Below are 19,607 nucleotides of genomic sequence, written 5' to 3'. Positions count from 1 at the left end.
GCGGCGGGTCCGGCCGGTCCGGCGGACGCGGCGGCGGAAGCGGCGGCGGACTCGGCGGTCACGGGGTTCCTCCAGGTGGGGCGGGGTACGTGCGGAACGGCGCCCCATCGTGCCGTACGCCCCCGCCGAAGGGATCGGCGGGGGCGTACGTGGGGTGAGCCCGGGTCGGGGCGGGCCCCGGCGAAGCGATGGCCCGTGAGGTCAGCAGCTCTGCCAGAGTCGGGTCATGACGCGGACGCCGAAGCGCAGGCCCTCCAGCGGGACGCGCTCGTCAACGCCGTGGAAGAGGCGCCCGTAGTCCAGGTCGTGCGGGAGCTTCAGGCCCTTGAAGCCGAAGCAGCGGATGCCCAGGTGGGTGAAGGCCTTGGCGTCGGTGCCGCCCGGGTTGCAGTACGGGACCGGGTGGCCGTCCGGGTCCTCGGCGCGGACGGCGTCGCACATCGCGTCGACCAGTGGGCCGTCGAACGTCGTCTCCATCGCGATGTCGTGGTTGACCCACTCACGGCTGACGGAGGGGAGCAGGAGCCGGTCGATCGTGTCGATCAGTTCCTGCTCGTGACCGGGGAGGAACCGGCCGTCGACGCGGGCGGTGGCCTTCCCGGGGATGACGTTGGTCTGGTAGCCGGCGGTGAACATGGTGGGGTTCGCCGAGTTGCGCAGCACCACCTGCATGAAGTCCGCGACCGGGCCGAGACGGGCGAGGCTCGACTCGATGTCGTTCTCGTCGAACTCCACGCCGTAGAGCCGGGCGGCCTCCTCCAGCAGGGCGCGGACCGGTTCGATCAGCCGGACCGGGAAGGTCTCGCGGCCGATCCGGGTGAGCGACTCGGCGAGGTCGGTGACCGCGTTCTCGTCGTTGGGCGACGAGCCGTGGCCGGCCCGGCCGTTTGCGGTGAGCTCCATCCAGGCCATGCCGCGCTGGGCGTTCTCGATCGGGTAGAGCCGGCGCGTGTCGTCGAGGGCGAAGGAGAAGCCGCCACCCTCGCCGATCGCCTCGGTGACCCCCGAGAAGAGGTCCGGCCGGTGCTCGACCAGCCAGTGGGCGCCGAACGTGCCGCCCGCCTCCTCGTCGGCGAGGAAGGCGAGCACCACGTCGCGGGCCGGCCGCGTGCCGGTGCGGGCGAAGTGCCGGGCGGTGGCGAGCATGACCGCCACCGTGTCCTTCATGTCGATCGCGCCCCGGCCCCAGAGGTAGCCGTCGCGGATCTCGCCCGAGAACGGCGGGACCTGCCACTCGGAGGCGTCGGCGGGGACGACGTCCAGGTGGCCGTGGACCAGCAGGGCTCCCCGGGTGGGGTCGTCCCCGGCGATCCTGGCGATGACGCTGGCCCGGCCCGGGGCGGACTCGACCAGTTCGGAGACGATGCCCACCTCGGCGAGGCGGTCCACCACCCAGTCGGCGGCGGCGCGCTCGTCGCTGGTCGGGTTGGAGGTGTCGAACCGGATCAGTTCGGCGCAGAGGTCCACGACCTCGGTCTGGGCCTGCTCGGAGGCGGGGGTGAGGCTCATGCTGCTCCTGCCGGAGTGGTCGCGCGGGCGGCGGGGGCGGGGGCGGGGCCGTCCTCGTCGTCCAGGGTGGAGGTGCCGTACGGCTTGACCCAGCCCAGCAGGCCGAGGGCGCAGTACAGCAGGAAGGCGGTGGCCAGTGAGTTGAGGGCCGGTATGCCGCCGTCGTAGAACTTGCCGACACAGAACGCCACGACCCAGATGACCAGGGACATCGGCACCCAGGTGGGCGAGGTCAGCGGCAGGGTCTCCGCCTCCCGGGTGTCGTCCAGCGGCTTGCGCATCCGCTTCACGACCCAGTACTCGGCGACGATGATCCCGCCGATCGGCGGGATCATCACGCCCAGCAGGGAGAGGAACTCCGTGAAGTGGGTCATGATGCCGACCGCGGACAGGAGCGTGCCGGCGATGCCGAGGACGACGGTGACCACGCCGCGGTGCAGCCGCTTGCGGAAGACGACCTGGAAGAAGTTGACGACGCCGAGCGAGGAGCCGTACAGGTTCCAGTCGTTGATCTTCGCGGTGGACATCAGGACCACCATCACACCGAAGGCGCCCGAGGTGGAGAGCACGATGTGGGAGACGTCGCTCGACTTCACCAGGTGGCCGAGCAGCACACCGACCATGCCGACGATGTACTCGGACAGGATCATCGAGGAGGCGCTCTGCACGAAGACGTGGGAGCCCTTCTTGTTGTAGCGGGTCATCTCCGGGGAGACGATGGCGCCGGTCATGTAGCCGCCCGCGATGGCGGTGGCGGCGACGGCCAGCGGGATCGCCTCGCCGGGCGGCGGCGAGCTGATCAGCTCACTGATCGAGTGGTCGTTGAGCGTGGTGATGATCGACCAGGCGACCATGCCGAAGAACAGCGGGGTGACGATCTTCGCGAAGAGGGCCATGTACTTGAAGCCGAAGATCACCAGGCCCGTGATGGCGATGCCCGCGATCACGCACCACATCCAGGACGGTCCGCCGACGAGCGCCGAGACGCTGTTGCCGAAGATCGTGTTCTGGACGCCGAACCAGCCGACCAGGCTGACCGCGATGACGAAGCTGACCAGCGCCGAACCGTTGCGGCCGAAGCCCGTCCAGCGGGTGAGCATCGGGGTCGCCAGACCCTCGCGCATGCCGGCCAGACCGATCGCGAAGATCACGATCTCCAGGATCACCGCGCCGAGCGTGAAGGCGAGGAAGGCGTCCCCGAAGGTCATGCCGACGCCGATGGTGGCGCCCAGCGTGAACTGGGAGATCGAGCCGGACTGGGCCAGCCACTGCAGGAGCATGGACCAGAACCCGAAGCGCTTGTCGCGCGGGACCCGCGAGAGGGAGTAGTCGTCGCTGCCGATGCTCTTGGCTTCGGGGGCCGTGGCGTCGGCCCGGTGGGCGGATGCCATCAGGACTCCTGGGTGGTGCGGCCGAGGGTCTGGAGGTGAGCCAGCGACCCGTAGCGGTTGACGAGGTTGTCGAACTCCACCGCGTCGTGGAAGTCCAGCTGCCCGGCGCCGAAGCCCTTGGCGACCTCCACGGCGTAGCGGGCGGCGGACGCGATGTCGCTCTCGTGACTCGCGCCCGTCTGGCAGCCCGGTACCGCGGCGGCCGAGGTGACCGCGAGACCGACGACGGGAGCGGCGGTCGCGGTGGCGGGCTGGAGGATCGAATTGATGTGGTGTGCACCGTTACCGTACGGCGTGATGTCCTGGGTGGTCACCGGGTATGTGACCAACGGCTCACCGGTCACCACGGCCAGCAGCTCGCCGAGCTGCTCGCTGACCCGGAGCACCCAGCCCTCCTTGACGGTCGGCGACAGGGCGAGGCCCTTGTGGTTGATGATCCGGTTGCCCTTGGTGGTGTCGATGGAGAGCACGGCCTCCATGTCGGCGGTCACCTCGTGCCGGTTCATCGTGGCGATGTCCACGGGCGAGCCCATGAACGGCACCGGGTCGTGCGGCTCGGTCGGCGCGTTCGGGCAGATGTGCGTGGCGACGATCACGTCGCCGGGCAGCACGTCGCCGCGACGGCGCATGTCGAGCAGCTTGGCGGCCGTGGCGATGGCCGCGGCCGCGCCGTCGGCGTCGGAGACCAGACCGGTCACCTCGGGCCGGGCGCCGATACCGCCGAGCCGGCCCACCACACCGAGGGTGCGGGCGCTGCCGCCCGCCGTCCGGCCGTGGGAGCCGGGGATGCGGACGAGCACGAAGTCCGTCGAGCCCTGATCACCCGTGACGGTGGTGACCTGCGCGGACGAGCCCTCGGCCCCCGCTGCGGCGTCGAGGTACCCGACGACCGTCTTGCCAGTGACCTGGGGATCGTCCAGCAGCTCGACGATGTCCAGTACGTACTTCAACATGGGGGCATTTCTCCTGATCCTGACACCCGCCCGGCGCTCGACGGGGGAGAGCGCGGGGCGGGGTGCTGAGGCAACATTCGGGATCGGATAGCGTTGAGCGCAACTGTTTCCCGCTATATGCAATTCTGGTCTGAATGGTGAGATGACGATGGCCGAATTCGATCTGGACCGGCGTACGCCCGCCGGGGCGCTGCAGACCGTCGACCGGGCGCTCCTGGTGCTGCTCGCCTTCGAGCGCACCCGGCCCGACTGGGGCGTCACCGAGGTCGCCGAGGAGTTCGGCTGGGACACCTCCGCCGCCCAGCGGCTGCTCGCCACCCTGGCGGGCCGGGGCTTCCTGGTCTCCGACCCGGCCACCCGCCGCTACCGCATCGGCCCCGCCGTGCTGCGGCTCGGCCGGCTCTGGGAGCGCTCGGGCTCACTGGAACTGCTGGCGGGTCCGGTCCTGGAGGAGCTGCGCCGGACCACCGGCGACACGGTCCTCTTCTGCCTCCCGGACAGCTTCCACATGCGCTGCGTGGCCGCCGAGGAGGGCGAGACCGGACCGCTGCGCTACTACCCGCTGGTCGGCGAGCTCTACCCCGCACACGCGGGCGCGACCAGCAAGTCGTACTACGCCTATCTGCCCGACGAGCAGCGCCACCGGCTCTTCCGGGGCCGCCCCATGGCCCGCTTCACCGACCGCACCGTCACCGAACCGGACCTGCTGGAGCGGGAGTTCATCAAGATCCGGGCCCAGGGCTACGCCTGGACGGTCGGCGAGTACGACACCGGGATCGCCACCGTCGCCATACCGGTGTTCCTGGGGCGCGAGCCGTACGGAAGCCTCAGCCTCGGCGGCGGGGAGGACCGGTTCCGGGGGGCGCCCGAGGACCGGCTCGACGCGCTGCGCCACGCGGCCCAGCTGCTGGAGCAGCGCCTCACCCACCCGCCGCAGCGGCCGAAGCCCCGCGCCCGGCGGCCCCGATCCGCCTGACCGGTCCCATGCGCTTGGCCGATGCGCACCACCTGACCGATCCGATCCACCTGACCGACCCGATGTGCCCGATGTGCCCCACGTACCCGAGGAACCCCGTGAATCTGCTGCTGCTCTCCAACTCCACCCAGTACGGCTGCGGTTACCTGGAACACGCCCTGGACACCGTCACCGCGTTCCTCCCCGCGAACGCGCGACTCGCCTTCGTTCCGTACGCGCTCGCCGATCACACCGCGTACACCACCCGGGTCCGCGAGGCGCTGGAGCCGTCCGGCGTCACCGTGCGCGGCGTCCACGAGAACCCCGACCCGGTCGCCGAACTCGCCGCTTCCGACGCCGTGTTCATCGGCGGCGGCAACTCCTTCCGGCTGCTCGCCGCCCTCTACTGCACCGGTCTGCGCGAGGCCGTGCGCGACGCGGTGCGGGGCGGGCTGCCCTACATGGGCGCCAGCGCCGGGACCAACATGGCCGCCCCGACCCTGCGGACGTCCAACGACATGCCCATCGTGCAGCCGCCGTCCTTCGAGACGCTGGGCCTGGTCCCGTTCCAGATCAACCCGCACTATCTGGACCCGGACCCGGCCAGCACCCACAAGGGCGAGACCCGCGAGGAGCGGCTCGCCGAGTTCCTGGAGGAGAACGACGTACCCGTGCTCGGGCTGCGCGAGGGCTCCTGGCTCCGTGTCGACGGGAAGCGGGCCCACGTCCAGGGCGCCCGCCCCGCCCGGCTGTTCTCCCGCGCGGCCGAGCCTCAGGAGCTCCGGCCGGGGTCGGAGGTGTCCCGGCTGCTCACGACGGTGCCGCGGTTCGATACTCCGGTGCGCTGACCGCGCCCGGCCCCGGCCCGGGCGGCTCGCGCGGTCTGCGCGGTCTGCGCGGTCCGCGCGGTCTGCGCGGCCCGCGCGTCGTCCGCGCTGCTCGCCAGGAGCACCGGGTGGGCGGAGGGCCGTTGCGAGGGCAGGAACGCCGCCAGCACCAGGCCGATCAGCACCGCCCCCATGGCGATCAGGAACGAGATCCGGAAGCCCTCCATGGACGGCACCTGGACCGAGCCCGTCGTCACGGAGGTGTTGGCCAGCACCATGCCGATGACGGCGCTCGACACCGAGGTGCCGATGGACCGCATCAGGGTGTTGAGGCCGTTGGCCGCGCCGGTCTCCGACGGGTCGACGGCCCCGATGATCAGGGCGGGCAGCGAGGAGTAGGCGAGGCCGATGCCGGCGCCGAGCACCACCGCGATCAGCACGGTCTGCCAGGCGGCGGAGAGCAGCCCGAGGCCGGCCCCGTAACCGACCGCGATGACCAGCATGCCGAGCATCAGCGTGGTCTTGGGGCCGCGGCGGGCCGAGATCCGCGCGTACAGCGGGGCGACGAACATCATCGTCACGCCGAGCGGGGCCACGCAGAGCCCGGCGACCACCATCGACTGCCCGAGGCCGTAGCCGGTGGAGGTGGGCAGCTGGAGCAGTTGCGGCAGGACCAGGGAGACCGCGTAGAAGGCGACCCCGACCATGATCGAGGCGAGGTTGGTGAGGAGCACCTCGCGGCGGGCGGTGGTGCGCAGATCGACGAGCGGCGCCGGGATGCGCAGTTCGAACAGGCCCCACAGCACCAGCGTGGCGACGGACGCGGCGAGCAGCCCGAGGGTCGGGGCCGAGGTCCACCCCCAGTCGCTGCCCTTGGTGACCGGCAGCAGGAGAAGGACCAGGCCGAGCGAGAGCCCGAGGGCGCCGACCACGTCGAAGGTGCCGGGCGCGCGCAACGGCGGCTCGGGGACCAGTGCGTACGTGAGCGCCATCGCGAGCAGTCCGAGCCCTGCCGAGCCGAGGAACAAGGCGTGCCAGTCGGCGTGCTGGGCGACCAGTGCGGCGGTGGGCAGCGCGAGCCCGCCGCCCACCCCGATCGACGAGCTCATCAGGGCCATCGCCGAGCCGAGCCTCTCGCGCGGCAGCTCGTCGCGCATGATGCCGATGCCGAGCGGGATGGCGCCCATCGCGAAGCCCTGGAGCGCACGGCCGGTGATCATCACGACCAGGTCGTCGGTGGAGGCGCAGATCAGCGAGCCGACCACCATGACGGCGAGCGAGGCGAGCAGCATCCGCCGCTTGCCGTAGAGGTCGCCGAGCCGCCCCATGATCGGGGTCGAGACGGCGCCCGCGAGCAGCGTGGCGGTCATCACCCACGTGGCGTTGGCCGGGTCGGTGTCCAGCAGGACCGGCAGGTCCTTGATGACCGGGACGAGCAGGGTCTGCATGACCGCGACGGTGATGCCCGCGAAGGCGAGGACGGGCACGAGGAGGCCGGAGCGCGCGTCGCGCGGCTCGGAGAGCTCCCCGGTGAGCCGTCCCTGCTTGGTCCGTATCTGTTTCGTCCGTCGCATACGTGGGGCCTCCGGGCAGCGTCACCACCCGGGCTCCCCCCAAGTGCATGCATGGTGAACGCTTCCCGGCCGTGCCCTATTCCGGTCCGGATCCACCGGTCTCCTGACCTTCCGTCAAATTGAAACGTGTTCTACTCTTGCGCCGTTCCCACGGCCCCGACCGGCGAGGACTCGCATGGGCATCGGCACAGGCACAGGCACAGGCATCGGCACAGGCACAGGCACAGGCACAGGCATCGGCACAGGCACAGGCACAGGCGCAGGCACCCGCATCGGTACCTGCATCGGGATCACCGAGGAGCACCGCGCGCTGGCACACTCCGTGCGGGGATGGCTGGCCCGCGCCGCACCACCCGGCGAGGTGCGCAGGATCCTCGACGCGGGGAGCCCGGCCGCCCCCGGCGTACGCCCGGCCCACTGGGAGGGGCTCGCCGCGCAGGGGCTCACCGGCATCCATCTGCCCGAGGCGTACGGAGGTGGCGGCGGGGGCCTCCTCGACCTCGCCGTCGTCCTGGAGGAGGCCGCGTACGCCTCGCTGCCCGGCCCCTACCTCGCGACCGCGCTCACCTCCGCCGTGCTGCGCCACGCGGTGGCCGCCGGGGCCGAGGAGCTGGGCGGACCGCTCCGGGAGCTCGCCGCGGGGGACCGCACCGCCGCCCTCGCCCTCGCGCCCGGCACCCTCACCGCCACCCCCGCCGAAGGCGGCCACCGGCTCTTCGGCGCGGCCCCGCCCGTCCTGACGGCCGAGGCGGCCGACCTGCTCCTGCTGCCCGCCGCCACGTCCGACGGCGAGCGCTGGTTCCTCGTGGACGCCGGGGCCGAGGGGATCGCCGTGCGCCCGCACCGCAGCGTCGACCCGACCCGGCCCACCGCCGAGGTGCGCGCCGACGCCGTCCTCGTACCGGCGCACCGGGTGCTGCCCCTGGACTCCGCGCTCGTCCACGACCTGGCCGCCGTGCTCCTCGCCGCCGACGCCTGCGGGAGTGCCGCCCGGAGCCTGGACACCGCCGTCGGACACGCCACCGTACGCGAGCAGTTCGGACGGCCCATCGGGGCGTTCCAGGCCGTCAAGCACCTCTGCGCCGACATGCTCGTCCGCCTCGAACAGGCCCGGGCCCTCACCTGGGACGCGGCCCGCGCCGCCGACGAGGCCGCCCGCGCCGCCGACGAATGTGAAGGTGCCGCCGACGCATCCGCCCGGTCAGCCCCCGGCCGGTCCGGGGCGGCGGGTTCCGGCGACGAACCCGCCCGGTCCGACGGCACGGGGCCCGGGGCGCGCGGGCTCACCGCCGCGCTCGCCGCCGCCACCGCGCCCGAGGCCGCGTACACCTGCGCCAAGGACGCCATCCAGATTCTCGGCGGCATCGGCTTCACCTGGGAGCACGACGCCCACCTCCAGCTGCGCCGGGCCGTCCTCGCCCGCCAACTCCTCGGCACCGCCGACACGCACCGGCTGCGCGCCGCCCGCCTCGCCGAGGCCGGAGCCCGCCGCGAACTCGCCCTGGAACTCCCCGCCGAGGCCGCCGGCCACCGCGCCGCCGCCCGCCCCCACCTCGCCGCCGCCCGGGGGCTGACACCGGCCGCGGCCCGCCGCGCACTCGCCCCCACCGGCTACGCGGCTCCGCACCTCCCCGCCCCGTACGGACTGGACGCCGGACCCGTACAGCAGCTGGCGATCCAGCAGGAGGCGAGGGAACAGGGCATCCGCCTCAGCGACCTGTCCATCGCCACCTGGGTGGTGCCGTCCCTCATCGCGTACGGAACCGAGGAGCAGCGGGAGCGCTATCTGCCGGCCACCCTGCGCGGCGACCTCCAGTGGTGCCAGCTCTTCTCGGAACCCGACGCCGGATCCGACCTCGCCGCGCTGCGCACCCGCGCGGTACGGACCGACGAGGGGTGGCGGATCACCGGGCAGAAGGTCTGGACGAGCGCCGCCCGCACCGCCGACCACGGCATCCTGCTGGCCCGCACCGACCCGGACGCCCCCAAGCACCGCGGACTCACCTACTTCCTCATCGACATGAAGAACGCCGAAGGCATCGACATCCGCCCGCTCAAGGAGATCACCGGCGAGGCCCTCTTCAACGAGGTGTACTTCGACGACGTCCTGCTGCCCGCCGACGCCGTCGTCGGCGAGGTCGGCGGCGGCTGGCGGGTCGCCCGCGACACCCTGGGCAACGAACGCGTCCACATGGCCGACCAGATGACCTTCGACAGCGGGCTCGAAGCCCTGATCGCCCGCTCGGCCGGGCTGGACGGGGCCACCCGCACCCGGATCGGCGCGCTCGCCGCCGAGGCCCACGCGCTCGCCTGCGTCCGACTGCGCACCACGCTCCAGCAGGTCTCCGGCCGCGAACCGGGCGCCGGGGCCTCGGTCCGCAAACTCGTCCAGACCCTCCACCAGCAGAAGGTCGCCGAACTCACCCTCGAACTCCTCGGCCCGGACGGGGCTGTGGACGAACCGGCGGCGGGGGAGCGGGCCCTCCGCGGCTTCCTGATGTCGCGCTGCCTGACCATCGCGGGCGGCACCACCCAGATCCAGCTCAACGTCGTCGCCGAACGGATCCTCGGCCTCCCCCGGGACTGACCGCACACGACGTCCCCGGACCGCCCGCACACGACGTCCCCCGGGACCGCACCGGACCAGAAGGAGTCGCACCATGAAGGCCTACATCGTCGGCGTCGGCATGACGAGGTTCGAGAAGCCCGAGACCCGCGACTGGCAGTACTGGGACATGGTCCGCGAGGCGGGCGCCGCAGCCCTGGAGGACGCGGGCGTCCGCTACGACCAGGTCGAACAGGTCCCCGTCGGCTACTGCTTCCAGGCCTCCACCGCCGGACAGCGGGCCGTCTACGAACTGGGCCTGACCGGCGTCCCCGTCTACAACGTCAACAACAACTGCGCCACCGGCTCCACCGCCCTGATGCTGGCCCGGCAGTTCGTCGAGGGCGGCGGCAGCGACTGCGTCCTCGCGGTCGGCTTCGAGAAGATGGCCCGCGGCTCGCTGGGCGGCGGCGCGGACGCCGGCGGCGACTTCGCGGCCTCGCCGGTCGCCCGGCACTACGGGATCATGGCCGCCGCCCACGGCTTCGAGACGTCCCCGCCCACCGCCCAGATCTTCGGCAACGCGGCCCGCGAGCACATGGAGCGGTACGGGACGACGCCCGCGCAGCTCGCCGCGGTCGGGGCCAAGAACCACCGGCACTCGGTGAACAACCCGTACGCCCAGTTCCAGGACCCGTACACGGTCGAGGAGGTCCTCGCCGCCCGCACCGTCCACCGCCCCCTCACCCGACTCCAGTGCTCGCCCACCTCCGACGGGGCGGCGGCGGCCGTCGTCGTCTCCGAGCGGTTCGTCGAACGGCACGGTCTGGCCGAGCGGGCGGTGGAGATCGCCGCCCAGGCCATGACCACCGACACCGGGGCCTCCTTCGCCTCCGGCAGCTGCATCGACGCGGTCGGAGCCCCGATGTCCCGGGCCGCCGCCCAGCAGGTCTACGCGGCCTCCGGCCTCGGCCCGGACGACCTCGACGTCATCGAGCTGCACGACTGCTTCTCCGTCAACGAACTCCTCTCCTACGAGGCGCTGGGCCTGTGCGGCGAGGGGGAGTCCGGCCCGCTCGTCGAATCCGGGGCGACGACCTACGGCGGGCGGTGGGTGGTCAACCCGTCCGGCGGGCTGATCTCCAAGGGCCACCCGCTGGGCGCCACCGGCATCGCCCAGGCCGCCGAGCTGACCTGGCACCTGCGCGGCGAGGCCGGCGCCCGCCAGGTGCCCGGCGCACGGACCGCCCTCGCCCACAACATCGGCCTCGGCGGAGCGGCGGTGGTCACGCTGCTGCGGCGCGGCTGAGGCTCCCGGGTCCGGGGGCGGTACTGCGGCCCCCGGACCGCTCGTCAGCTCTCCCGCCCGGAGGGCCCGCCCGTATCGCGACTCTCCCCGCGACTCTCCCCGCGCCCCTCCCCGTCCCGGTCGTCCTCGGCGTTCGTCGTGCGGGCGGAGGCCGCGCGCCGCAGATGGCGGTGGCGGGACCCCGGTTGGTTGCTCAGCTCCTCGCCGACCATGACCCGCACCGCGTCGCGCATACCGTGCAGACCCTCGCTGCGCTTGGGGCCACCGGCCGGGTCGGTGCGCAGCTCCCGCAGGAGGGACCAGCACAGGAAGAGCATCACCACGACGAAGGGCAGGGCCACCAGGATCGTCGCGCTCTGGAGGGACTCCAGCCCGCCGGCCACCAACAGCGCCGCCGCGACCGACGCCATGAGGAGGCCCCAGGTGACGACGAGCCAGCGCCGCGGGTGCAGGGCTCCCCTGCTGGTCAGCGAACCCATGACCAGGGAGGCGGAGTCCGCGCTGGTGACGAAGTACATCATGATCAGGATCATCGCGGCCCACGCCGTCACCGTGCTGACCGGCAGGGCGTCGAGCATCGCGAACAGGGTCGCCTCCGTCCCCTCCTTCGCCTTCTCGGCCATGTCGACGACGCCTGTCTCGGCGAGGCGGATACCGGTCCCGCCGAGCACCACGAACCACAGGGCGGTCGCCCCGCTCGGCACGAGCAGCACGGCGAGGAGGAACTCGCGGATCGTGCGGCCCTTGGAGATGCGCGCGATGAAGGTACCGACGAAGGGCGCCCAGGACAGCCACCAGGCCCAGTAGAAGATCGTCCAGGTGCCCAGCCAGCTCTGGCCGCCGAAGGCGCCGGTGCGCGAGGCCATGGGGAGGAGGTCGTTCAGGTAGCCGCCGACCGAGGACGGCAGCACGTCCAAGAGGTAGACGGTCGGACCCGCGGCGAACACGAAGACCATGAGGGCCGCGGCGATGACGAGGTTGATCGAGCTGAGCCATTTCACCCCGCCGTGCAGCCCGGTGAAGGCGGAGACCACGAAGGCCGCGCCGAGTACGGCGATGATCGTCAGTTCGACGCCCTTGCTCTGTTCGAGGCCCGCCGTGAGATCGAGTCCGATGGCGATCTGAAGGGCGCCCAGTCCCAGGCTCGTCGCGGTGCCGAAGACCGTGGCGAAGACGGCGAGCAGGTCCAGCACCTTGCCGAGGACGCCGTTCGCCCTGCGTTCGCCGATGAGGGGCACGAACACGGCGCTCAACCGGTTGCCCCGGCCCATGCGGAAACTCGCGTAGCCCAGCGCCAGGCCCACGATGCCGTAGATCGCCCACGGAGTCAGCGTCCAGTGGAAGAAGGAGTACTCCATCGCGGTGCTCGCGGCGCCCGCCGTCTGCGGCTCGGCCCCGCTGAAGGGCGGCGGGCTCAGATAGTGCGAGACGGGCTCCCCGACGCCGTAGAAGATCAGCCCGATGCCCATGCCCGCGCTGAACATCATCGCAATCCACGAGAAGTTCGAGAACTCCGGCGGGGAGTCGTCCCTGCTGAGCCGGATCCGGCCGAAGCGGCTGAAGGCGATGATGAGGCACAGCACCAGGAAGACGTCGGCGGCGATGACGAAGAGCCACGCGAAGTTGTCGAGCACCCAGGGGAGGGCCGCGTCCGACGCGCTCTGGAAGGTGTCCTTGCCGAGGGCCGCCCACAGGACGATCCCGACGACGCCCAGCACCCCGATCGTCACCACCACCCGGTCCGGTGAGGAGCCCGTCCCGGGCTCCTCACCGGAATCCGCGGGGCCGGAGGGAGGCCGGCCGGGGGACACGTCAGCGTTCTCCGTACTCATAACCCACCACTATGAGGGCCGTATGCGGCGATATGGGGGATGTGGGGGGTGGGGGATGTGCCCAGGTCGACGATCGGCGTCCGGCGGTCGTCGGCCCGGGGCGCGGGCTCCCGATACCTGATGTACGGGCCATCTGCCGCCTGCGACCATGACGTTCATGTCTGACGTCTCCGCGCCCGCCTCCGCCCCGTCGATCACCTCCCGAATACGTCCCAGCACCTGGGCGGTCGTGCTCGCCGCCTGCACCGGCCAGTTCCTCGTCGTCCTCGACGTCTCCGTCGTCAACGTGGCCCTGCCCTCCATGCGGGCCGACCTGGGGCTGAGCCCGGGGGGCCTCCAGTGGGTCGTCAACGCCTACTCGATCGCGTTCGCCGGGTTCATGCTCCTGGGCGGGCGGGCCGCCGACATCTACGGGCGCAAGCTGATGTTCCTCGTCGGGCTCGGCGTCTTCACCGCCGCCTCGCTCGCGGGCGGCCTCGCCCAGGAGGGCTGGCAGCTCCTCGCCGCCCGTGCCGCCCAGGGCCTCGGGGCCGCCGTCCTGGCTCCCGCCACCCTCACCATCCTCACCGCGGCGGTGCCCGAAGGGCCGGCCCGGACGAAGGCGATCGGCACGTGGATGGCGGTCGGCGCCGGCGGCGGCGCGGCGGGCGGGCTCATCGGCGGGGTCCTCACCGACGCCCTCTCCTGGCGCTGGGTCCTCCTGATCAACGTGCCCATCGGCGCCATCGTCCTGGTCGCCGCCGCCCTGCGGATCACCGAGGGCCGCGCGGGTGACCGCCGCCGCATCGACTTCCTGGGCGCGGTCCTCGTCACCGCGGGCCTCGCCGCCGTCGCGTACGGCATCGTCCAGACCGAGGTCGAGGGCTGGGCGGCCGCCGCCACCCTGGTGCCGCTGCTCTCCGGGACCGTGCTGCTGGCCGCCTTCGTGCTGGTCGAGGCGCGGACCGCCGTCCCGCTGATCCCGCTGCGCGTGTTCTCCGTACGGGCGGTGTCCTCGGCCAACGTGTCGATGCTGCTCATGGGATCGGCCACGTTCTCCATGTGGTACTTCATGACCGTGTACGCCCAGAACGTCCTGGGCTACACGCCGTTGCAGGCCGGTCTCGCGCTGATGCCGACCTCGGCCGCCGTCATCATCGGCTCCAAACTGGCCCCCCGCCTCATGGTGCGCGCCGGGGCGAAGAGCCTCGCCGTCGCCGGGGTCCTGATCACCGCCGCGGGCTTCGGCTGGCAGTCCACGATGGGCGTGGACGGCTCCTACCTCACCGCGATCTGTCTGCCCGGCGTCCTGATGATGACCGGCGCGGGTCTCGCCTCCACCCCGCTCGCCACCCTCGCCACCTCCGGCGCGGAGCCGGGGGACGCCGGACTCGTCTCCGGCCTGGTCAACACCTCGCGCACCATGGGCGGTGCGCTGGGCCTCTCGGTGCTCTCCACGGTCGCCGCCGCGCGCACCGCCGGTTCCGGCGACGCGGCCGAGGTCGCCGCCGGATACGCGCTGGCCTTCCGCACCGCGACCGGGGTCCTGCTGGCCGGGGTGGTCGTGATGCTGATCTGGCTGCCGAACCACCGCAGGCCCCGCCCGCCGGCGGACCTTCCGGTCGGGGCCCCGACGGCGGGGTGATCCGGACGTCCCATTGTCCTGACGGGGTGTCAGCAGTATTCCCAACTTCCGTGGCCTGCGTTATACATGGGCCATCGGCTAGAACGCGTTCTAGAAGGGCGTGCCCTGCCGGTCACCGCACGACCTCGGTGCGGCCGGCGGTGCGGACGGCCGCACCGAGGTCTTCCCACCGACCAGGACCATCAAGGAGCTGCTCCGTCATGCCCATTGATGCCCGGGCGGCAGTCGCCGCCGAACCCCGCCGAGCCGAGATCGGCTGGGACCACAAGGACGTCCAGCTCTACCACCTGGGTCTCGGCGCGGGCAGCCCCGCCACCGACCCCGACGAACTGCGCTACACCCTGGAGTCCCGGCTCCAGGTGCTGCCGAGCTTCGCCACCGTCGCGGGCGCCGGCACGGCCGCCTTCGGCGGCATGGGGGCGCAGGGGATCGACGTGGACCTCGCCGCGGTCCTGCACGGCGGACAGTCGTTGCGCGTCCACCGCCCGATCCCGGCCACCGGCAGCGCCGTGCAGACCTCGAAGGTCGCGGCGGTGTACGACAAGGGCAAGGCCGCCGTCATCGTGCTGCGTACCGAGGCGAGTGACGGCGACGGGCCGCTGTGGACGAACGACGCCCAGATCTTCGTACGGGGGGAGGGCGGCTTCGGCGGCGAACGCGGCCCCTCCGACCGCCTCGCCCCGCCGGAGCGGGCCCCCGACCGCACGGTGGAGCGGGCCGTCCGCGAGGACCAGGCGCTGCTCTACCGTCTCTCGGGGGACTGGAACCCGCTGCACGCCGATCCCGCCTTCGCGAAGCTGGCCGGTTTCGACCGGCCGATCCTGCACGGACTGTGCACGTACGGCATGACGCTGAAGGCGATCACCGACACCCTGCTGGACGGCGACGTCTCCCGGATCACCGCCTACCGCACCCGCTTCGCCGGCGTGGTCTTCCCCGGCGAGACCCTCCGGATCCGGATGTGGGCCGGGGACGGCCGCGTCCAGGTGACGGTCGCCGCCGCCGAGCGGGACGACGCGCCGGTCCTCGCCGATACGGTCGTCGAACACTCCTGACGTTGCACAAGCCCGCCGTCGAACACGCCTGAGCACAGCAGAACCCTGATGTAGATGACGATGTGAGGGGAGCCGTACCCATGCGCGCAGCCGTACTGCACGAGACAGGCCAGGAGAAGCTCGAAGTCCTCGACGACGTCGAGGCGGTGGGCTTCGGCCCGGGAAAGGTCAAGCTCCGCATCCGCGCCACCGGCCTCTGCCACTCGGACGTCTCCGCGATGAGCGGCGTCCTCCCGCAGCCCGCCCCCTTCGTCCCCGGCCACGAGGGGGCCGGGGAGGTCGTCGACGTCGGCGACGGGGTGACCGGGCTGAGCGCCGGCGACCGGGTCCTCGTCTGCTGGCTGCCCGCCTGCGGGGAGTGCCCGTCCTGCAAACGGGGCCAGACCCAGCTGTGCCTCGCCGGTTTCATGAACGCGGGCACCCCGAACTTCAAGCGCCCCGGCGGCGACGTCTTCGGCTTCGCGGGCACCGGCACCTTCACCGAGGAGGTCGTCGTCGGCGCGGGCTCCGCCGTGCCGATCCCCGACGACGTGCCGTTCGAGATCGCCGCCCTGATCGGCTGCGGGGTCACCACCGGACTCGGCGCGGCCATCAACACGGCGAAGGTGGAGGCCGGTTCATCGGTCGCGGTGATCGGCTGCGGCGGCGTCGGCATCTCCACGATCCAGGGCGCGCGGGTCCAGGGCGCGGCGCAGATCATCGCCGTCGACCCGGTCGCCTCCCGCCGCGAGGCCGCCCTCCGCTTCGGCGCTACGGAGGCCGTCGCCCCCGACGGGCTGGCCGACGCCAAGCAGCGGATCACCGGCGGCGAGGGCTTCGACTACGTCTTCGAGGTCGTCGGCAAGTCCGCCACCGCCCGCACCGCCTACGAGAACACCCGCCGCGGCGGCACCCTGTGCGTCGTCGGGGCCGGGTCCATGGACGACAACTTCCAGGTCAACATGTTCGAGCTGTTCTTCGACGAGAAGCGCATCCTGCCCTCCATGTACGGCGGCGGGGACGTCCTGCGCTCCTTCGACCGGGCCATCGCGCTCTGGCGGGCGGGCCGCATCGACCTGGAGTCGATGATCACCCACCGGGTCCGGCTGGACGGGGTCAACGACGCCCTGGACCAGATGCGCACGGGCGAGTCGCTGCGTACCTGCATCGAGCTCTGAACCCGGCGCCCGGCCAACGACGTTGAGGATTCCCATGTCACTTCCCCTTCCGCTGGACGGACTGTCCGCGATCGTCACCGGCGCGGGCCGCGGCCTCGGCCGGGCCGAAGCCCTGGAACTGGCCCGCCTCGGCGCGGCCGTCGTCGTCAACGACTACGGGCAGCCCGGCCGCGACGGCTCCGGCGAGGCGTCCGCCGCCCCCGCCGAGGAGGTCGCCGCCGAGATCCGCGCCGCCGGCGGGCAGGCCACAGCCCACCTCGGCGACGTCTCCGACCACGAACAGGCCCGCGCGCTCGTCGCGTTGGCGACCGACACCTACGGCCGGCTCGACATCCTGGTCAACAACGCGGGCATCCTGCGCGACCGGATGGTCTTCTCGATGACCGAGGAGGAATGGGACGCGGTGGTCCGCGTCCACCTCAAGGGCCACTTCAACACGACGCACTTCGCCGCTGCCCACTGGCGCGCCCGGTCCAAGGAGACCGGCGGACCGGTCTACGGGCGGATCGTCAACACCTCCTCGGAGGCGTTCCTCGCGGGCTCGGCGGGCCAGCCCAACTACGCCGCCGCCAAGGGCGGCATCGTCGGCCTCACCACCTCCACCGCGCTCGCCCTCGCCAAGTACGGCGTCACCGCCAACGCCATCTGCCCGCGCGCCCGCACCCGGATGACCGAGGACGTGTTCGCGGGCTTCCAGGAACCGGCGGACGGCGCCCTCGACCCCCTGGCGCCCGAGCACGTGTCCCCGCTCGTCGGCTATCTCGCCTCACCGGCGGCGGCCGGGGTCAACGGGCAACTGCTCGTCGTGCACGGGGGGATGGTCGCCGTCGTCGAACGGCCCCGGGTGGCCGCCCGGTTCGACGCGGTGAAGGAGACCTTCACCTTCGCGGAGCTGGACGGGCTGCTCACCCCGTACTACGCGGACCGGCCCCCGAACGAGACCTTCGCCGCCGCCGAAGTCCTCGGCCTGAAGCGGCGGTAGCGGCGGAGAGGGCCTGAAGCGGCGGTAGCGGGGGAGGGCGGCACACGGAAGGGCCCGGCCGGCCGGCCGCCGGATGCTGTTGATGCCAACAGTATCCGCCGTCCGCCGTCCGGGCCCTCCCGTCGTGCTGAGACGCGCCTGCCGAGCGGCTCTCAGGCCGCCCTGGACTCCTCGTCGGCGGGCCGGCGGTGGCGACCGTGCGGCTGCGCCGACGTGTTCTCCGCCGACGCACCCCCTCGGTGCCTTCCGGAACCGCCGGTCCCGGCCCCCTCGTCCGCCCCCGCCGGGCGCTGCTGGTTCGTGTCGATCCGTGCTTCGGACATGTGGGAAGTCACCCCGTTGTGATCGCTTACCTGTGTCGCGCCTACGTGTGTCGCCAGCCCCGCCGCCGCCATCCGACGTGGTCACCGTCGGTACCCGCCCGATACGGCGGCGTAGCCCAGGATCCCGATCTTAATCAGATCTAGCGGCTCGGTGCAGGGGCGCCTGCCCCAACGGAACGGGCTTACACACAGCAGGAGCGGAGACCGCGGCGGACGGTTGCGTTCCGCCCTCCGCGTCACCCGGACGGCCGGTCTCGGAAGAGGGTTCCACGTCTCCGGGCGCGTCCAGCATCGCCACGCCGCAGGATGTCGCGGCGTTCGTGTACGGGAGACGCAGCACCCCGTCCCGGCTCCAGTACCCTGCCCCCGCCGCCCAGCCCGGCGGGGCGGCGAACTGGTGGAGCCGACGTCCCGCGGGCCGCCAGACCCCCAGCCGGCTGCCCGCCGCCCCGTCGATCCGCAGCGCCACCGCGCAGCTCTCCGGCATCAGCATCTGGCCCGGCTGCACCGCGAACGGCGTCACCGCCGCGTCCGCGAGGCGCAGGCACTCCGGGAACCTGACCGGCAGACAGCTCCCCAGCACCCCCCAGCCGAGCCGGTCGTGTCCCGGGGCGTCCGAGCGGATCAACAGCAGCCCGCTGTCGGCGTCCGCGAGCAGCAGCCGGTCATCGCTGTCCGGCGCGATCTGGAGCAGCGGCGTCACCTCGGCCCCCCGCCCCAGGTCGACGGCGACCGCCTTGACCGGTCCGCCGCCCGGCGCCCGCCGGTCCAGCGCCAGCAGCCGGCCCGCCCGGTCCAGCCAGGCCCCGCCCGAACAGCGCCCGGGAATCCGCGCGATCTCCTCGGGCCCGAACGCTCCGCCCGCCACCAGCCAGAGCGACGAGTGGTGGTCGCCGGCCGACAGGGCGTAGACGCACCGCCCGTCCGGCGACGGCGGCAACAGGGTCATCTCCGCGAACTCGACGGCGCCCAGCAGGAGTTCGCCGGTCCCCGGCCCGGTCGGGTAGAGCAGGGAGAACTGCTGTCGGTCCGCCACCCGCCGCCGGATCAGCACCCGCCCGTCGGCGAGCGGCGCCACCTCGGCGTCCGGCTCTTCGGGCTGATCGAGGGGGAGGGGCACCGCGTACGGCTCCGGCCCGTCCAGCGTCCACCGCTCCGGATACCAGGCGCGCTCGCCCGGCGGGCCGGGAGCCGCGGTGAGCCGGGCGGCGTAGGCCCCGTCCGCGGTGAGCGTGAAGCCGCCGGGCAGCGGCGCGTCACCGGCCGGCGACGCCGGGCCGCCCACGGCGGACGACGTCTCCGAAGCGGCCTCGCCCGCACGGAATCCGGGCAGGCCGGGAGCGTCCGCCCCGGCGGACTCCACGGGGTCGCCGGACCCCTCCGGTTCTGGTTCCGCTCCGTACTTCTTCCGGCCCCACTCCACTCCGGATTCCGTTCTGGACTCCTTCGGTTCGGGTTCCGTTCCGGATTCCGCTTCGGATTCCGCTTCGGGTTCCGCCGTCGCGGCGGCCCCGGCGGATCCGCCCTCGATGGCACAGGCAGTCATGGACTCGTCACCTCCGGCTACGAAA

The 19,607-nt window shown here is 72.6% G+C and carries 14 protein-coding genes; 8 read left to right on the top strand and 6 right to left on the bottom strand.

From position 1 onward, the window contains the following. Nucleotides 1–201: 201 nt before the first annotated feature. The 3 genes from D581_RS0115990 to D581_RS0115980 are packed head-to-tail and all read right to left on the bottom strand — an operon-like array spanning nt 202 to nt 3,853. Entirely contained in the window at nt 202–1,509 is a 1,308-nt protein-coding gene (locus D581_RS0115990; RefSeq protein ID WP_018958231.1) for a M20/M25/M40 family metallo-hydrolase, read from the bottom strand. After that, entirely contained in the window at nt 1,506–2,900 is a 1,395-nt protein-coding gene (locus tag D581_RS0115985) for a cytosine permease (RefSeq protein ID WP_018958230.1), read from the bottom strand. Before D581_RS0115985 ends, D581_RS0115990 begins: the two co-directional genes overlap by 4 nt. Beyond that, on the bottom strand, nt 2,900–3,853 hold the full coding sequence (locus D581_RS0115980) for a DUF1177 domain-containing protein (protein WP_018958229.1): 954 nt from the start codon (nt 3,851–3,853) through the stop codon (nt 2,900–2,902). The genes D581_RS0115985 and D581_RS0115980 overlap by 1 nt, the downstream gene beginning before the upstream one ends. Nucleotides 3,854–4,001: 148 nt before the next feature. Between D581_RS0115980 and D581_RS0115975 the strand changes: the two genes are divergently transcribed. Together D581_RS0115975 and pepE are read left to right on the top strand one after the other, a co-directional pair. After that, a complete protein-coding gene (locus D581_RS0115975; protein ID WP_018958228.1) occupies nt 4,002–4,829 on the top strand; it encodes an IclR family transcriptional regulator in 828 nt (275 codons plus the stop codon). Between the two features lie 98 nt (nt 4,830–4,927). Continuing rightward, nucleotides 4,928–5,656 (top strand): dipeptidase PepE, encoded by a 729-nt coding sequence (gene pepE / locus D581_RS0115970; RefSeq protein WP_026290558.1) that lies wholly within the window; start codon nt 4,928–4,930, stop codon nt 5,654–5,656. On the opposite strand, the gene D581_RS0115965 is transcribed toward pepE, so the two are convergent. Next, nucleotides 5,581–7,209, bottom strand: a complete 1,629-nt coding sequence (locus D581_RS0115965) for an MFS transporter (RefSeq protein ID WP_018958226.1) — start codon at nt 7,207–7,209, stop codon at nt 5,581–5,583. The two genes, pepE and D581_RS0115965, sit on opposite strands and share 76 nt — an antisense overlap. A gap of 175 nt (nt 7,210–7,384) precedes the next feature. Here D581_RS0115965 and D581_RS0115960 point away from each other — a divergent pair, with 175 nt between their 5' ends. Both D581_RS0115960 and D581_RS0115955 read left to right on the top strand, forming a co-directional pair. After that, complete coding sequence (locus D581_RS0115960; protein ID WP_018958225.1) at nt 7,385–9,796, top strand: acyl-CoA dehydrogenase family protein; 2,412 nt, start codon at nt 7,385–7,387, stop codon at nt 9,794–9,796. Nucleotides 9,797–9,869: 73 nt separating this feature from the next. Beyond that, the gene (locus tag D581_RS0115955) at nt 9,870–11,063 is read left to right on the top strand and encodes a lipid-transfer protein (RefSeq protein ID WP_018958224.1); all 1,194 of its coding nucleotides are present in this window, start codon (nt 9,870–9,872) and stop codon (nt 11,061–11,063) included. A gap of 44 nt (nt 11,064–11,107) precedes the next feature. Here the strand turns inward: D581_RS0115955 and D581_RS01000000137290 are convergent, their stop codons facing one another. After that, nucleotides 11,108–12,895 (bottom strand): BCCT family transporter, encoded by a 1,788-nt coding sequence (locus D581_RS01000000137290; protein WP_051114588.1) that lies wholly within the window; start codon nt 12,893–12,895, stop codon nt 11,108–11,110. A gap of 148 nt (nt 12,896–13,043) precedes the next feature. Here D581_RS01000000137290 and D581_RS0115945 point away from each other — a divergent pair, with 148 nt between their 5' ends. The 4 genes from D581_RS0115945 (at nt 13,044) to D581_RS0115930 (ending at nt 17,713) form a co-directional block, all read left to right on the top strand. Further along, complete coding sequence (locus tag D581_RS0115945) at nt 13,044–14,519, top strand: MFS transporter (RefSeq protein WP_018958222.1); 1,476 nt, start codon at nt 13,044–13,046, stop codon at nt 14,517–14,519. A 200-nt stretch (nt 14,520–14,719) separates the two neighbouring features. After that, nucleotides 14,720–15,574 (top strand): MaoC/PaaZ C-terminal domain-containing protein, encoded by an 855-nt coding sequence (locus tag D581_RS0115940; protein WP_018958221.1) that lies wholly within the window; start codon nt 14,720–14,722, stop codon nt 15,572–15,574. Between the two features lie 80 nt (nt 15,575–15,654). Beyond that, nucleotides 15,655–16,731: a Zn-dependent alcohol dehydrogenase gene (locus D581_RS0115935; protein WP_018958220.1), complete on the top strand. Its 1,077-nt coding sequence runs from the start codon at nt 15,655–15,657 to the stop codon at nt 16,729–16,731. A gap of 34 nt (nt 16,732–16,765) precedes the next feature. Continuing rightward, nucleotides 16,766–17,713 carry a 3-oxoacyl-ACP reductase gene (locus tag D581_RS0115930; RefSeq protein WP_018958219.1) on the top strand — a complete coding sequence of 316 codons (948 nt, stop codon included), beginning with the start codon at nt 16,766–16,768 and terminating at the stop codon, nt 17,711–17,713. Between the two features lie 453 nt (nt 17,714–18,166). Here the strand turns inward: D581_RS0115930 and D581_RS0115925 are convergent, their stop codons facing one another. Beyond that, nucleotides 18,167–19,582, bottom strand: coding sequence for a hypothetical protein (locus D581_RS0115925; RefSeq protein ID WP_018958218.1), 1,416 nt, complete (start codon nt 19,580–19,582; stop codon nt 18,167–18,169). Nucleotides 19,583–19,607 lie beyond the last annotated feature (25 nt).

The sequence above is a fragment of the Streptomyces sp. CNB091 genome, assembly GCF_000377965.1.
The sequence above is the reverse complement of the archived record's forward strand: the minus strand, read 5'-3'. Positions and strand labels throughout refer to the sequence as shown.